This window comes from Anabaena subtropica FACHB-260 (genome assembly GCF_014697105.1).
Classification (GTDB): domain Bacteria; phylum Cyanobacteriota; class Cyanobacteriia; order Cyanobacteriales; family Nostocaceae; genus Trichormus; species Trichormus subtropicus.
The window spans coordinates 88,849-105,120 of record NZ_JACJRF010000015.1; the positions used below are offsets into that span (position 1 = coordinate 88,849).

The 16,272-nt window shown below is 37.6% G+C and carries 16 protein-coding genes; 5 read left to right on the top strand and 11 right to left on the bottom strand.

The features are described from left to right. Positions 1-64 precede the first annotated feature (64 nt). The 6 genes from H6G18_RS11285 to H6G18_RS11310 all read right to left on the bottom strand — a co-directional run bounded on the left by H6G18_RS11285 (position 65) and on the right by H6G18_RS11310 (position 3,155). Complete coding sequence (locus H6G18_RS11285) at positions 65-538, bottom strand: CRR6 family NdhI maturation factor (RefSeq protein WP_190407192.1); 474 nt, start codon at positions 536-538, stop codon at positions 65-67. A 119-nt stretch (positions 539-657) separates the two neighbouring features. After that, positions 658-954, bottom strand: coding sequence for a Mo-dependent nitrogenase C-terminal domain-containing protein (locus tag H6G18_RS11290; protein ID WP_190407193.1), 297 nt, complete (start codon positions 952-954; stop codon positions 658-660). Beyond that, on the bottom strand, positions 951-1,388 hold the full coding sequence (locus H6G18_RS11295; protein ID WP_190407194.1) for a hypothetical protein: 438 nt from the start codon (positions 1,386-1,388) through the stop codon (positions 951-953). Before H6G18_RS11295 ends, H6G18_RS11290 begins: the two co-directional genes overlap by 4 nt. 227 nt (positions 1,389-1,615) lie before the next feature. Continuing rightward, positions 1,616-1,990 (bottom strand): response regulator, encoded by a 375-nt coding sequence (locus tag H6G18_RS11300; RefSeq protein ID WP_190407195.1) that lies wholly within the window; start codon positions 1,988-1,990, stop codon positions 1,616-1,618. Positions 1,991-2,229: 239 nt separating this feature from the next. Beyond that, positions 2,230-2,502, bottom strand: a complete 273-nt coding sequence (locus H6G18_RS11305) for a hypothetical protein (protein WP_190407196.1) — start codon at positions 2,500-2,502, stop codon at positions 2,230-2,232. 248 nt (positions 2,503-2,750) lie between these two features. Further along, positions 2,751-3,155 (bottom strand): DUF3775 domain-containing protein, encoded by a 405-nt coding sequence (locus H6G18_RS11310; protein WP_190407197.1) that lies wholly within the window; start codon positions 3,153-3,155, stop codon positions 2,751-2,753. Positions 3,156-3,636: 481 nt separating this feature from the next. Between H6G18_RS11310 and H6G18_RS11315 the strand changes: the two genes are divergently transcribed. The 5 genes from H6G18_RS11315 to H6G18_RS24720 all read left to right on the top strand — a co-directional run bounded on the left by H6G18_RS11315 (position 3,637) and on the right by H6G18_RS24720 (position 8,054). Beyond that, a complete protein-coding gene (locus H6G18_RS11315; protein WP_190407198.1) occupies positions 3,637-5,949 on the top strand; it encodes an NACHT domain-containing protein in 2,313 nt (770 codons plus the stop codon). Positions 5,950-6,199: 250 nt separating this feature from the next. Beyond that, positions 6,200-6,727: a response regulator gene (locus tag H6G18_RS11320; RefSeq protein WP_190407199.1), complete on the top strand. Its 528-nt coding sequence runs from the start codon at positions 6,200-6,202 to the stop codon at positions 6,725-6,727. Next, positions 6,720-7,190 carry a response regulator gene (locus H6G18_RS11325; RefSeq protein ID WP_190407200.1) on the top strand — a complete coding sequence of 157 codons (471 nt, stop codon included), beginning with the start codon at positions 6,720-6,722 and terminating at the stop codon, positions 7,188-7,190. The genes H6G18_RS11320 and H6G18_RS11325 overlap by 8 nt, the downstream gene beginning before the upstream one ends. A 131-nt stretch (positions 7,191-7,321) precedes the next feature. Then, entirely contained in the window at positions 7,322-7,567 is a 246-nt protein-coding gene (locus H6G18_RS11330) for a hypothetical protein (RefSeq protein ID WP_190407201.1), read from the top strand. A 157-nt stretch (positions 7,568-7,724) separates the two neighbouring features. Then, positions 7,725-8,054 carry a hypothetical protein gene (locus H6G18_RS24720; RefSeq protein ID WP_242040271.1) on the top strand — a complete coding sequence of 110 codons (330 nt, stop codon included), beginning with the start codon at positions 7,725-7,727 and terminating at the stop codon, positions 8,052-8,054. A gap of 107 nt (positions 8,055-8,161) precedes the next feature. Here H6G18_RS24720 and H6G18_RS11335 read toward each other — a convergent pair whose 3' ends face one another. The 5 genes from H6G18_RS11335 to H6G18_RS11355 all read right to left on the bottom strand — a co-directional run bounded on the left by H6G18_RS11335 (position 8,162) and on the right by H6G18_RS11355 (position 15,566). After that, a complete protein-coding gene (locus tag H6G18_RS11335) occupies positions 8,162-11,107 on the bottom strand; it encodes a hybrid sensor histidine kinase/response regulator (protein ID WP_190407202.1) in 2,946 nt (981 codons plus the stop codon). Positions 11,108-11,213: 106 nt separating this feature from the next. Next, entirely contained in the window at positions 11,214-13,472 is a 2,259-nt protein-coding gene (locus tag H6G18_RS11340) for a methyl-accepting chemotaxis protein (RefSeq protein ID WP_190407203.1), read from the bottom strand. 55 nt (positions 13,473-13,527) lie between these two features. Next, the gene (locus tag H6G18_RS11345) at positions 13,528-14,025 is read right to left on the bottom strand and encodes a chemotaxis protein CheW (protein WP_190407204.1); all 498 of its coding nucleotides are present in this window, start codon (positions 14,023-14,025) and stop codon (positions 13,528-13,530) included. 92 nt (positions 14,026-14,117) lie between these two features. Continuing rightward, positions 14,118-14,504, bottom strand: coding sequence for a response regulator (locus H6G18_RS11350; RefSeq protein ID WP_190407205.1), 387 nt, complete (start codon positions 14,502-14,504; stop codon positions 14,118-14,120). A gap of 18 nt (positions 14,505-14,522) precedes the next feature. Beyond that, positions 14,523-15,566, bottom strand: a complete 1,044-nt coding sequence (locus H6G18_RS11355; RefSeq protein WP_190407206.1) for a response regulator — start codon at positions 15,564-15,566, stop codon at positions 14,523-14,525. Positions 15,567-16,272: the final 706 nt, after the last annotated feature.

The following is a 16,272-nucleotide window of genomic DNA, read 5'->3' on the forward strand; positions in this document are numbered from 1 at the left end:
GATTGAACAATCTAAAATTTAAAATCACAAATCCCAAATTGAAGAGGGACTCAGCACTCCCGATTCAAAACATTTCAAAAAACGCATCCTCTAATTCGTAACCTAGCATTTGCGCCATCGACTTGAGGCGCGATTGCCAAGGTATATTTTGTTGTTTTAACCAATCGCTTAAAACGAAGATTTTGTGCATCAAAAAGATTTCTAAAGCTTCAGGATTGTACTGAATGCCTTCTTTGGCACTGAATTGGTGCGGTACAAGCATAGCGGTGTAACGTCCCAGTTCGCCGGCTTTCCAATCAAGTAAAAATGGCAACCAAGGATACTTAGCATCCAGACGAACAAACCAAAGCCTTAATTCAGGAATTTCTGACAATTCACGAGGATCGCCAGGTTCTAAGGTATATTCGATAGCAAAATTTAACTGCTGTTCGTGGGAAACAATGGTTCCCTCTTGCAGCAGTTGGTCAATCACCGTATATGCAGGTGATAAATCGAGAGTATTAACAGTTTCAGTGTTGAGTGCGATGGTGATTGTCATGGACTCATCAGCTACTTTTTTTATGCTTGGTAGTAGGCTTGAGAATCCACAGTACCAGCTTTCTGGCATCGGCGCTATGTTTGTGACTGCGAAAAATGAAAAACTTCGGAAATATCCTCTTAGCAAAACTGGGTGACATCTTCACCACATTCGTCTGCTAGGTACATTAATGCTTTAAAGCGAATTTCGACTAACTGTTCGTAAAAAGGATTGAGTTTACATAGAGGTGGGATGTAAACTAGGGTGCGATCGCCCCATTTAATTTCTCGTTCAAATGGACAACTGGCAGGGATAATTGTACAGATCCACCGCGCTAATCGGTGGTTCTTGATTTTTAGAGATTCCAGCCATTGACGGACTGGTTGCAGCAGAAAATTTACAACAGAGATGAAGCTGAATGTGATACTAGACATCATGTTGTGAGTAAGTAAATTTGTTGGGGAGTTACGAGAATTTTTTCCATTAAAAGACTGTCAGTTTTGGCAGTATCTTTCATGATTACTGCTTTGGCATTTTCAGTCAGTAATATTTTGCTATCAGCAGTAAAACTAAATTCTTCTCCAGGCATAAAACCTTGTTGAATTAGTTTTTTCAAAGCAAATCTAGTAACTGCTTCTAGTAATTGCTGATAAGGTGTCCAATCAGATAAATGATCTAAAATCCAATGAAACGTATCAGGATGTGTATTTGATAATTCTAAGATTGCTGCTGTTAAACAAGATTCTATATATTCAGGTTCCAAATTTTGATTTAATTCATATACCCAAGCTTCCACAAGCTTTCTATCTTGAAACTTTAAGATGTAAATTGCCCTTTCGAGATGGAAATTAAATAGTTCTAAATCTTTCATTTTCTTCATTCAAATTTTGATAAAAAGCAATTAATTATCTGATTTTTCTATGGAGAAATTTGATTTTATCTCATATTAAAAATCAGGTTTGCGTAATAAATATTTATTTATTACCTTATAAGTAAAATTACTGTAAAGCTGTTAGTTTCCTGATTGCTTCTAACTTTAAACCTGAAAAATGCAGAACTTGTGCAGATACCTCTAAAGTTAGATATTTTTTTTCAACTCTACCAGTTTAAAGCTGCGGCAACTTGAGCAGGTAATTTCATCGCTTTGAAGGGCTTGGTTATAATAGCTCGAACTCCCAGTTCAGCAAATCGCCTCTGTTCGGCGGCTTGCGCCTTGGCTGTTAGCAAAATCACGGGAATTGACTGAGTAGTTGGATTGGCTTGCAAGGCTTGAAAAGTGGCGATTCCATCCATATCGGGCATCATGACATCCAAGAGAATCACGTCTGGCTGTTCAGCAGATGCTTTAGCTACTCCTTCATTACCGGAAACAGCAGTCGAGACTTGCCAACCACCGACTGCTTTTAGAGCAAGTTCAGCCACTGCGCGGATATCATATTCATCATCAATGATGAGAATGTGTTTTGTAGTCATAACAATTCCAATTACCCTGTGAGAAGCTCAAGCTACATCCCCCTTATATCACTCCCTCTACTCCCTGATTTTGTACCTCTTGTTCAAATCCTTACTGATGACGATAGTGTTCCACCTGCCGTAAGCGCGCTATCCCACCTACAAAGAAAATCCCCGCACTTGATGCAGGGATTACAAACTCTCAGCAGCTATTAAAACAAATGTACTATGTATTGACTCATTAGTGCCTACGCCCCAACTTAAGATACTTTCGATTGTTGCCAGAGGATGAGTTTCAGTTGAGAGCAGTAACAAGCACCATCGTTGATTTCTACTTCGTGTTCAGCTATCCAATCATAAATTCGTGCAGCTTTAGCTAGTGCCACTTTTTCTGAACGATAAAGCTGCGGAGTAGGGCAGAATGCTTGACCATTGATGTGTATAGCAGCAATCTGCCAATAGTCACTGCTTTCGCCTTCTGGTAAAACTTCTAGAAATCCGTTACTGTAAGGCTCGATTATTCCTATGTTCATCTACAACAATCAAACTCCAAACACAGGCCACAACACGAGATACCACCCATTCAAGTAAGAAAAAGCGGGAATCTCAGGGAATACAGTAGCAACCCCTGTTAATGATTTTGTGTTCGTAGTCAATGAAAATCTGAATTATTGGTTACTTTTTGGCTAGTGAAGAAAAATTATGGTGACAAGGCAAGCTGAAAATATTTTGTAGTTGGCTTTGTATTACTAGGATGTCAATCTGATGTTCTGATGATTTTTCAGGATGAGACAGAAGGCAAAATATTTAGTTTTTGCAGTCCCTTTCGCAGATATTTTGCTAAGAGGGGTTTTTCGATAATATAAATTGTTGCATAATTTTCAGGTATAAAGTCTACTACTTGTTCAACTAAATTTGAGAAGTCTTCTGTTGGTTCACCTAATGCACTTCGACCAAGCCACATCAAGGCTATTAACTCTATTTTTTCGTCCTGTGAGAATTCGTTAATATATTGATGTAGTATGTTTATTGAATATTTTCCTGTGATATTAAAATCCTCTAAATAATTGGACAATTTATCTATAAATGTTTCTGATTGATTTGTTCTTCCAGATCCCCTTTCTTTATAAATTAATTCGGTAGTTTCAATAATTTTATATATTTTGTAAATTGGCAATAATTTCATATTTTCCTTCAAATTAGAATCAAGAAATATAAGTCTAATAAATAAAAATTAGCCAGTTGTTATATAAAAAATTTCTGAGTACATATAGGACTCATATTTGATTTTTGAAATACATATAGTAAGTTGGGCATTGCTCACCCTCACAGGTACTTAAATTTTTAAGTGTAGGCTACGCCCACAAAAATAAATTCAGAATCCTATATGTAATGCAACTATATTTTTTGACTAAGTAACTTTGCAATCTGTACTTCTATAGCATTACAGATAGATGTTTGAATTCAAGTCTTGCCAACGGTTGAAATGTATAAGATCAATGTATAACGATTGATTTAGATACAAAAGTTTAAAAAATTAAGAGTGGACTCTGGTTTTTTGTATAAGTTTAAGCGATTAGAATGGTGGTATCACAGAAAAATCTATAAAATTCTAAGTAGTAATAAAAATTTAAGTAGCATGATATTAGGAGCATAGTTTCTGCCTTATGGTTAAGCGATCGCTCCAAGCATCATCAATCGGGGTTCAAGAGGCTAAAAAAGCGTTTGCTCGCAAAGGGTGGACTCAAGAAAATCTAGCTATTGAGGTCAACGTAAAAACTCGACAACCCATTTGGCGGTTTTTTAGTGGTCGTCCGATTGAGCGTTTGACATTTATTGAAATTTGTTCGGTATTAGAACTAGATTGGCGAGAGATTGCGACTAATCCCCCGGCAGAATTTTCTGAAGAAAGAGAACTAGACCAGGCTAATAATTTGGATATTGATAGATTAGTGCAGCTAGTGCGATCGCAACGCTTCGACAAAATTCAAGACCAGTGTGGTATTTTGCAGTTATTGGACATTAGCCATCCGGTGGCGATCGATGACATATATATAGATGTAAATATTTTAGAGGAAATTGCTAGTTTTCAGTCCTTAGAAATTACTGAACTACAAAACCTTGATCCACAAGAATTTGACAGTTTTGGTTTAGGTGAGGTGGGAGAGAAACAGATACCTGGGATGCGGGCGGTTGAAACATACTCTAAGCTGAGAGTACTTGGTAAACCAGGAGTAGGTAAGACTACTTTTTTGCAACATCTAGCCATTCAGTGTAACCAAGGTGCATTTGCAGCAAATCGGGTACCAATCTTCATCACACTGAGAAATTTTGCCCAAGAATTTAAGATTACTAACGAGTTCAATCTATTAAATTACATCCGCCAGGAATTTCTCACCTCTGGCATTTCCGATCCCTCAGTCATAGAAACTTTACTCAATGCAGGTAGAGTTTTACTATTGCTTGATGGTATGGATGAAGTTCTTCATCAACAAAGCAATGCTGTCTTAAGCGAAATTCGCAGATTTTCAGACAAGTATCACAAAAATCAGTTCGTAGCTACCTGTCGAACAGCAGCTCAAAGACTCAGACTCAGAGGTTTTACTGATGTTGAGATTGCCCCATTTACCTTAGAACAAATTCAAGCCTTCGCGCAAAAATGGTTTGTGGCTTTTACTAATACTAATGCTCAAGATGGTCAAGCCCAGTCTGTTGAATTTATTCAGAAGTTAGACTTAGATGAAAACTGGCAATTCCGCCAACTTGTCGTCACACCTCTATTTTTGCATCTTGCCTGCTGGGTGTTTCATGGCCAAGAAAAATTTCCGACTAAGCGCACTGATTTTTATAAGCAAGGCTTAGACCTTTTGTTGGGTAAATGGGATGAAGCCAAAGGCGTTGAACGGGACGACGTTTACCGGGGATTTTTATTGCCACAAAAGTTTAAGTTATTGAGTCAAATTGCGGCTGCCACATTTGAACAAGGTCAGTACTTTTTTGAGCAACGTGTCGTTGAACAATATATTGCTGACTATATTCAGAATCTCACTAATGTACCGATGGATGCAGATGAACTGCAAATAGAAAGTGAAGCGGCACTGAAAGCAATAGAAGCCCAACATGGCCTATTAGCAGAACGGGCGCGGGGAATTTTCTCCTTTTCTTATCTGGCGTTTCAAGAATACTTCACGGCGCGGAAAATTGTTGCCAGCCATAATCTACAAGCATTAGAGCAAGCGATGGGAGGATTGGTAAGTCACATTACAGACCCCCATTGGCGCGAAATCTTCCTGTTGACAGCGACTATGCTGCGGAGTGCAGATTCTTTGGTACAGTTAATGAAGCAACAAATTGATGCACTAGTTGCCCAAGATCCTTATATACAAGAGTTTTTGACCTGGGCTAGTCAAAAATCTCGCACTATTCCCACCCAATCAAAAGATGCGACAGTCCGGGCATTTTACTTAGGATTGAGTCGGACTCCTCGTGTAGCTCCTCATTTTGTTTTAGCCAGTAGCCTTGACCAAGGGATGTTTCTGGATGCAGCATTGGATAATCTGTTGCTGGAGTGTGCAATCGATGAAAGCCAGGACTTTGCTCTCTTCCACGCCTGTGGCGAGGCTCTCTCAAACATTCTAGGTATTGTTCTAGATGTCGGACTCTCTAAGTCCTTGCAAAAACTCTCTGATGAATTGCCAAATTCTCATCAAAATCAAGAACGGTTTCGACTATGGTTGCAGACGAGCTATTCAGCTTGGTCTGAACAATTAAGAATGACAGTCATGAATTATCGCAATATTAATCACCAGTGGCAGTTTAGCCAAGAGCAAGAGCAAGTGCTACAACGCTATTACGATGCAAATCAACTACTGCTCGATTGCCTACATAGCAATTGTGAGGTGACTGCTGCTATCAGGCAAGAAATTGAAGCTACTTTATTATTACCCCAGAAAGAGCTGGAGGACAGGGAATGGCAATAGTTGTTGCGGTAAATTCCTCGAAAAGAGTTGTATTACAGAAATCATCTTGAATAAGCTTTATGTCGTAATCAATCAATTAATTCATCAAATCAAACAAGACTAAATCATAGTACAGAAGCGTCATGTTTTATCTTAATTATTCAAGTAATTATCTCTTACTTTTGATTTGACTACCCGCCTATTGAGCCTCCTTTGTAGTTACGGTTTTCAATCCCGCTTTGCACCCAAAATCCTAATTACAGGTTTTATTATGAATCCAACTATTGCCTCTCTTTTCAAGGTTGGGATACTCAAAGATGTGCAAATACTCGTTGTAGACAACGATGTCGATAGTGGAGTGTTATATACCATCTTTCTGCAAAATTTCGGCGCAAATGTGATCGCAACTAACTCCATCAAAAAAGCTTTAAAAAGCCTGAATGGTTTTGTTCCCCACATCATCATCTGTGAAATCAGGTTTTTAGATGAAAATGTCTATACTCTACTCAATAAATTGACTGAAATGGAAGCGTTTAGTAAGAAACATATTCCCATCATTGTGACTTCAACCTGTACCAAAGGGACTATTGAGCAAATTCCAGAGATAGAGTTTGAAGGATATTTACTTAAACCAATTGACCTGGATAAATTATTTGTCATGATAGAGAGCCTAGTACCGCTTGATAGAAAAAATTTATTAGCTGACAAACTAAAACAATTATTTGTTGATAGTTTGGACGCAGCAAATAGCTTATTAATGGGAATACAATTTTTAGGACTGACTAAAGATTATGAATAACATCTATGTGTCGAATCAGTCTGAGAATGTAAATCTTGCAGATGATACTGAAGACTTAGATATTTTTCCAGAATTGACAATCTTAGTAGTAGATGATGATGATAATATGCGGTTTTTAATTACCGAGGTTTTTGAAATCTATGGATTTAAAGTGATGGCAGCAACTAATGCCTTAGAAGCATTTGAATTGATTGAACAATTTCATCTGGATCTCTTAATTAGTGACATTAATATGCCGGGAGAAAATGGCTATTGGTTAATCCAAAAAATTAGAAAACTTACGTCTCCCAAAAAAAGTGAAATTCCTGCGATCGCTTTTACTGCCAATATGGAAGCTAACGCGCATAATAAGGCTCTTGCTTCTGGGTTTCAAGCTTATCTGCAAAAGCCTTCAAAGATAGAGCAAATACTAGCAGAAGCCACAAAACTGCTTAAAGGTTCCGTGAAACTTAGTTTCCCATGAAAAGTTACCAGAAAATTAGGTGCAACTGATCCGGGGCGATCGCTATCCTTGATATATCTCTCTTAGCCTTATCTCTATCTCCCTTATCAGAAATTTGTTTTTTTGGCAATATTTTTGTTATACTTATTTACATGATAAACGATTTAGACTTCCAAACTCCTGAGCTATTTGGTTCTGTTGTCTTCAGACCTGACTTTAATAGCTTTAAGACTATCAATGCTTCCCAAGCTTGGTCTTTGTTCTTTACAGGTGGTAGAGAAGACAAGCAATTAGATTCTAACCCTCAAATAGCTCTGTTCTTGACAAGTGTTTTAGTAGCACTCGGTATTTCAGGGTTCGCCAGAACATTTATTAGCCAAACTTTCTTTGCTGCTTAATTGCGTAGCAGTTAAATCACTAAGCAATAAACAGATATCAATTATTCCTTTTGATTGATATCTGTTAAAAAACTATCTCCTTTGAGCCTCCAATATCTTGGGGGTTCAGATTTTTAACTAAAAAGCTATTTTGAATTAGTATAACCTAGTAAAAATAATGTTAGACTTCAATACCTTAATAATATTTTCAAGCACTTACTGTATTAGTATTTGTGCCTTTCTCATTCCAGCTAACCTCATCACTACTTTATTAACAATAGGTCTTACATTATTGTCTCGTCCAGTCATTGAAATTTGGCGAAGTGCTGCAATTGCTAGTATCTTTGCTTTATTAATGATACTCCACGTGTTTGCTTGGTTTATGATTGGAGTTGTTATGGCTCCCACATACATTTTATTGGTACTAGGAAGCATCTGTTTATTTATAAATTTAGGCGCGATTTTCCTACACAAACGTTTTGCGCTTCCCATACAACAGATTAATTGATCATTTTTTGGCAATAGGTAATAAGTCAGAAAATTAATACTCAATTACCAAATCTAGAGTTATGAATTAGCAATGGTGTATTTTAAGCAAACCATAACTTTTTAAATTCAATTAGCTATTGCTGTAACTGCTACATTAGTGATTATTTCTGCCAATGTACTTAGTAATTCTTGCTCGTTGTAAGGTTTAGAAAAATAAGCTCTTGCGCCTAATTGCATGGCTAATTGCCGATGTTTATTGCTGCTACGAGAGGTGAGCATGGCGACTGGGATATTTTTAGTTTCAAAGTGGGAATTAATTCTTTCTAAGAAGCCATAACCATCAAGGCGTGGCATTTCAATATCACAAATTACAGCTTGTACTTTCAGACCACTTTCTAGTTTTTCCCAAGCATCTTCACCATCTTTTGCTTGTTCTACTTGATATCCTCCTTTTTCTAGAGTCAATGCTAAGAAACGGCGGACATTAATTGAGTCATCAATGATTAAAATAGTGCCTTTCTGTTGAATAGGTGGTTCTGCTAGTTTGGCATTGTCAAAGAAGAGAAATGGCGTTTTTAGTGTGGCTGATGATGATTGATAATTTTTAGCAGGTCGCTGATTTGTGGCAATTTTATATAGTAGTTCGTTGGTATTTACTAATGCCACAACTCGACCATCACCTAAAATTGTGCAATTACTAAAACCTTGAGGTAAGGGTATATTTCCCTCAATTTGGCGGATAGCAACTTCTTGTTCACCCCAGCAACGGTCTACCAATATAGCGACTGGTTGATTATTACCTTTCACTATTAAGATGCTGAGAGCATTAATCGCTGGGGGCGTTTCTAATTCTGGGTTATCGTAGCGGGGACAATTAAACTCTAAATGGCGGCTCAGGCGAATTAGAGGTAACATAGTTCCTTGCCAATTGAGGACTTCGTTACCCGCCATTGGGAATACTTGCTCGTTTTGTAGTAGGAAGATTTCTGAAACCACATCGGTAGGAAATGCTAAAAGCATTTTGTTGGTTTCTACTAATAGAACTCTGGCGATGGAAAGGGTAAATGGTACTGATAAGGTGAAGGTTGTACCCATCCCTGGTTCAGTATCGACTGTGATATCACCGCGCACTAATTTTAGGTTATTGCGGACTATATCCATACCGACACCGCGACCGGATAAGGTGGTTACTTGTTCGGAGGTGGTAAAGCCTGGTTCAAAAATTAGTGAGAGGAGTTCCTCATCGGTCGCATGAGCTAGTAAAGCTGCATCTATCCCCATCCCTTGGGCGCGGGTGCGAATTTTTTCTAAAGAAATTCCCCGACCATCATCACGCATGGTAATGATAGTACGATTGCTACGGTGAGTTGCGGTAATTTCAATTAAGCCTTGCTCTGGTTTTCCTAAAGCCTGACGAGTAGCGGGTTCTTCGATACCATGATCAAAGGCATTCCTTAAGAGGTGCATTAAAGGCTCATTTAAGGCTTCTAAAATGCTGCGTTCAATTAAAGTGTTACCACCTGTAATTTTTAATTGGACGTTTTTGCCATACTCTACATTTAAGTCGCGGATGGCTCTGGGGAAACGCTCCACTAAATCCGACACGGGACGCATTCGGATATGATTGAGTTTGGTTTGTAATTGTTTCGATGTTTTATTGAGTTTGCGAGCAATTTGATCTGTATCGTCAACACCTAGTTGAATATCTGTGGTGACTTCTTGTACCTGTACAATAGTTTCTACTACTGTTTGCGATCGCACGTTTAATTCGTTGTAGCGATCCATCTCTAAGGCATCAAACTCGCTTTCTCTATCTTGTATTGGTGGGTACTCTGCAAGTGTATTTTCTCCATGATGAGCAGTTAGCAAGTTTTTTGAACTTTTTCTTTCATAAATTGTGCGTAATTCCTGATTTTCTCGCTCCAGTGTTTGTACTCGCTGGTTTAAGTTACGCACAAGTTTGCGTAATCTTTCGAGTTGGGAGTTGAGTCCATTACGTTGCACAATTAACTCACCAAATAAATCATTTATCTGCTCTAATTGCTTATTAGGAACTCGGACTGTATTTTCCTGATGTTCTCGGTCTTTGTTAGCAATGAATGTATAATCTGTTGTGTTATTTTCTTTAGCAAATTCTGTAATTATTTCGGGAAAATCAATCACAGCAAGGGCATTATTAATATCTTTAGCCGTAGCTGTTAAATTTTCAGTAATAAATTCGGATTCTATAAAAACTTCTGATGTTTCTTCTACATCAGGGTGTGGTAGGGATGGAGTGTATATAGGGATAGTAGCTAAACCATCAAACTGAAGTTCTGTAGGTAGTTTATCACGTTGATTTGTTAAAACTAGAGCTTGCGATCGCCGCCATGATTGTAAGGCTAACTGGGCAATTTCCGAGATGTTACCATTAGCATTTTCTATATGATATTTAATAGATTCACAAAGTTGGGTAAATGCAGTTAACTGCAACATTTCTCCCAACCCGCCCAATTCAGCCGCCATGATGGCGACTTCTTCTTGCAAACAAGGCTGTGCTTCATCTGCTAAAACTGATTCTAGACGCTGCAAACAGCCTTCCACTTCGGTTTCAAACAGCAAAGGGATGATGTCTTGCCCTTCCTCTGGTGAGAGCATTGTAGCAGCATCTTCAGGGCTAGGATCACCAAGGCGATCGCGCAATTCATCAAAGACTGGCTGACAGAAGCTTACTAACCAATCTTCCTCTACAGTATTACCTTCTCCTAATAACTGCACAATTTGCCGCAACCAATCAACAGCAGAAAGTAATAAACTTTGTAATTGCGTATCAATTTCTAGGGAATTTTTGCGCGTTTTTAAAACCTTAAAAGCATCTTCTAAACGATGGGATAAATCACTCAAAGCGCGAAATCCCATCATCGCCGCCCCACCCTTAATTGAATGAGCAGCACGCAATGCACCATTAATTTTTTCTAAGTCAATACGATGACTTCTGTTGATTTCCAATAATACCCCTTCTAGGGTATTAATATAATCTGTAGCTTCTTCCAGAAATTGCATCTGGATTTCTAATTCTTTATCTTTAAACATGGTTATTAGTCAATAGTCAATAATCAACAGTCAATGGTCAATAATCAATGGTCAACAGTCAATGGTCTTTCTTTACTAAGGAATGTGGACTCTGAACTCTTGACTATCAACTTACTTTAAAAGTACCGACGGTTTTTTGTAAATGGTGAGAAATTTCGACAGTTTGTTTGAGAGATTGGGCTACTAAACGGGAAGAATCGCTACTGCGTTGTGAGACAGATGCTATATCTTGCATTAATTTGTTGACAGTTTGTGATGTTTCTACTTGAGATACAGTTGCAGTAGAAATTGATTGAATTAAATAGTCAATTTGCCGGGATACATCTAATATTTGACTCAGACTTTGTTTAGCTTCTTCAACAATTCTTGTCCCTTCTACTACTTGAGTTGTTCCCACTTCCATCGCTTTGACTACTTCGCTGGTTTCCCGTTGGATGTTCTCGACTATTTGCTCAATTTCTTGAGTTGCTACTGCACTTCTGGCGGCTAGTTCGCCGATTTCTTCTGCAACTACACCAAAGCCTTCGCCTTCTTCCCCAGCGCGGGCGGCTTCAATACCGGCGTTGATGGCGAGGAGATTAGTTTGGGTGGCTATTTGATTAATGATGGAGACTACACGGGAAATTTGTTGCGAAGATTCTCCCAGGCGTTTGACTTTCTTGGCTGTTTCACCGACCGTTTCCCGCAAAGACAAGATGTTTTGGACGGTTAAGTCCATTGCTTGTCCACTCTTGGTAGCGGTAAAGGCTGCATGATTAGCAACTGTGGCTGCTTGTTGGGCGCTGTCGGCTACGGCCTGCATGGAATGGGTCATTTGGTCAACTGCATCTAAGGTGCGGTTGATTTCGGCGGCTTGGGTGAGGGCTTCTTCTGCTAGTTGACGAATTGCGCCTTCGTTGGAACCAATAGCAGTATTTAATTGTCCGGCTGCTTGTTTGACTTGGGTGACTATATCGCGGAGATTTTCGACGATGGAGTTGAAAAAGTCTGCAACTGTACCTATTTCACCAGCCGTCACGTCTGCACGTACTGTTAGGTCTCCTTTGGCTACACCTTCGACATTACTGAGTAGTTCTAAAAGTTGTAATTGTAGAGCATTTTGTGGTTGCCATTCTTGGTCAACGTTGGTCATGACAAATGTTCTTTGCTTGACCAAAATTTGTAAATGTTCAGCGACTTGATTAATATTGGCAACCAATGCGCCTAACTCGTCTTTTCTATCTACTTCTATACGAGTGGAAAATTCACCTTGACCGAGTTTTTCTAAAGCGGCATTAGCATTCAACAGAGGCTTAATGGTACGCTTGGCTAACCAAGCTGCGATCGCTCCCACTGTACAAGCTGATAATGCTGTACCCAGAATAATTGTCCACAGAAGTTGTTTTTGTGGTCTATTAATAACATCTGCATCTGTGGTTAAAAGAATTTGCCAGTCTAGGTTTGGTAGTCCTGTTAAATTTTGTGATGGTACGTAACTCAGTAATACTGGCTGACGATTAATTTTAGGAACTGTGAGGAAACTATCGACTTGTTTTCCCTCTAGACGTGATTCTAAATCGGGATAAGTTGCTTTGGCTTCTTTACCTAACAGTTGTTTTTCTGGGCTGAGAAAAATTATCCCTGAAGTATCTAATAAATTATATATATGTCCATTATCTGCGTAGTTTTGTATAGCCGCTTCTAGGGATTGTATCGGCATTTTAGCTCGGACAACAGCGATAACTTGATCGGTGGTTGTATCTTTAACTGGCGCAGCTATATAAATGTTTGCTCTGTCTGATTTGTGAATAATTGGGGAGTCTTTTTGCAGGGTTTCTTGAAAATAACTTTGCCCTTTTTGATTATATAAAATCTCCCCTGTAGACTGGGCAATCAATTCACCTTGGATATCGAAAACAGCAATACTGTCATAATTTTGATAAATCTGGATAATGCTATCTAATACTGCTTGTTTTTCTTCTTTGGTTGTTTTAGTGCTAACTTGGGGATTTGCCAAAAATGGCAAACGGGAGATAAGTTGAATATCTGTATAACGTCCCAACATGAAGCGATTAACTGTATCTGTTAATCTAGTTGCTGTTGTTTGTTGAGATTCAGTAACTTGTTGGGTAATTGATTTATTAAGTAAGTTGTGGGCGATCGCACCAACGGTTAAAATGGGGAGTGTACCGAGTGCGATCGCCAAAATTACCGCTTTTGTCTTTAAGCTTAAATTTTGGTAATAAAAAGCTAAATTCTTTTGATTTAGCAGAAGATTCAGCTTACTTGAAATTTTTCCTACACCATTACTAGATTTTGTCTGAGCAATCAATGATGCTTGATTTTGAGCATCACCACTCTTAGCCATGTCAGTTTTATTAATCATAATTGCACTTTTTTGAACGAGTTAATGAGAACACTAAAATAGTTTAGTGATGTTTTTAATTGCCAACTAATACAGAAGAATTTACAATTGCTTGAGCATCTAATACGAGAAAAATTTCTTCCTGTTGGGCAACACAACCACGTAGATAAGGAACTAAACTAGATGCCACTTGTCCAATAGGTGAACGAATTTCATCAGGCATGAATTTAGCTATTCCTTTAATCTCTTGTACTACTAAACCCAAGAGCATTGATTCTACTTTTATCACAATGACATTATATTGATGCAATCTATTATCTAGAGATTCCAGGTTGAGCATTTTAGGTAAATCAATTGCCCAAATTATTCGACTACGCCAATTCATTAAACCTAAGACACAGTCAGGCATATTTGGCATTGATGTTATAGATTCAACAGGTATAATAACTGCTTCTTGGGTATTATTCATTGTTAAAATAGCAGCACTTTGCTGATTGAGTTGAAATTTAAGATAACCATCTCCTAATTTATTTTGAGGTGACAGAGTAGCCAGTGTATTGTGAGAATCATTCATTGATTTATCCCAATTCTCTAAAATTAATCAACAATTTATTAATTAAGTAGGTGCAAGTCTTGTTTATGAAGGTATTAAATTAGCTGTAGCTATTACGAATTAAGAATTACGACTGATTTAATTGCACGTAGCAGATTTTCGCGGGTATATGGTTTTGTAAGATAAGCATTAGCACCTTGTTTTATTGCCCATAAACGGTCAATTTCTTGATTTTTAGAACTGCAAATTACTATAGGTAATTTTTCTGTAAGGGGATGTTTTTTTAAGGAACGACATAATTCAAATCCGCTCATTCCTGGCATAACTACATCAGTGACAATGGCATCAGGTTTTTCCAATAAAGCTTTCTCTATTGCCTCTTTTGCTCCAGCAGCTTTAATGACACTATAACCACTCTCTTGTAAATAATGGCTCATCAGTTCTAATTCACTGGGTGAATCTTCCACAATCAAAATTTTCCCGACTAAGGTAATACTCATTATTCAATGTCCTTATAATTAACCAATATGTTTAAACACCATTTTCAGTAATTCTGATTGGTCAAAAGGTTTAGTTAAATATCCTGAAGACCTGACCATTTTGGCTTTAGCTCTATCAATAAATCCTGTTCTCCCAGTCACCATAATAATTGGTGTATTTTTAAAAGCTGAATGTCTCCGCAATAGAGAACATAACTCATAGCCGTCTAAATTTGGCATTTCTACATCGAGTAAAATTAAGTCTGGTTTACTCCGCAGAATTTGCATTAAAGCTTTCACTGGATCATTAATAGTCACTACTGTAAATACATTCTCATCTAAAAAGCTTTTGATAGAATTTAAGACTGTTTGACTATCATCAATACAAGCAATAGTATATAAAGTTTTTCTGACTAGAGATGGGGAATTAATTTGATGTGAATTTTCACTAACTTCATGACTATTTGGTTTTGAGGATGGTGATGATACAGGTCTTTTTGATGGTAAAAGTTGCGACCCACCACCCGCATTTATTGATGATTGAGTATGTTGGCGATTTCGTAGTTGTTTTTGGCAGTATTCAACTAATAAACGCAAATCTAAATGACAGAATTTTGGTAATTCTTCCCAAGCAATGTCAGGGACGAATTCATAACTTCCTTCTTTGATAACTAAAAATGTCTCTATGACTTCTTTAGCTAATTCTTCTATCAGAATAGTGGCTTGTTTAGGCGTAATATGGCTTTGATTTACTAACCAACAAATTGCTTGATAATCTGCGTATAAGATAGACTGACTTTCACCTTTAGGTTCAAACATCAGTCGCATTTGTACACGAGTGGCGCTATTCAGAGTAGGAATTTTTTGGCTTAAGCGCCGCAGTTGATTATCAAGACGCTCAAATAATTTATCTGAGTAGGAAGCATAAGTAAGTTTACCTTCTTCTAGATTAATTGCCCAAGATGTTGTATCTGTAAATACACGCAAACAACCTGTAGCATGACGACTTGTGAGTTGAGCTAACAGAGATAGGGGATGTAGTTTATGATTCAACCTGTAGTTATTTATAGGAGTTGTACTCATTTTGCTGTTACTTTAGATAAATTCCAGATGTCTCAACTAAGTTTATGCAGAGCTTTGCCACAAGTCCTATCATGAACTAGTCAACTAAGTACGTGATTTAAAATACAACAATTATCAAATGGTATATGTAGTACACCATAGACACTGGCAAGATTTTATGATGATTAAATCCTCAATAAAGTTTAAACTATTGTTGATTTCTTAACTTTTCTACTGCAAGGAATATAGCTTCTAGAAGCTTTAGTCAACACAAGGTAAAGACCAAATAAATTTATATACCTTTGAGTATCTTTTAATTCATAATGACTAAATTAACACCGCTAATTTAACAGAATTTAACTTAATTTTTGTCAGTATTTTCACTTAAAAGAAATTCAGTTAATTCAATCTAGCTTAATTTTGTTGGTTTATTCAGTACTACTACGCAAGTTTTAGAAAATTTAGGAATGACAATTACCTCAACTGCTGCTAGTGCAATTGTCCATATAATTCCCAATTTTTGACATAATATTAATGAAGTCAGAAAAATTCTACAGTTTATCGATGCTCGTCCATACTCCCAACCTCCATTTCAGCATGGAGGTATTTAGCTGAAAGAAATTTCCAGACAGCTAATCACGGGAAAATACCACAAAAAAAATATGAAAATCTCTTCTCATCTCTAGATATCTAGCCCCTAAGCTGTATTTTCAGACTAGACGAATTC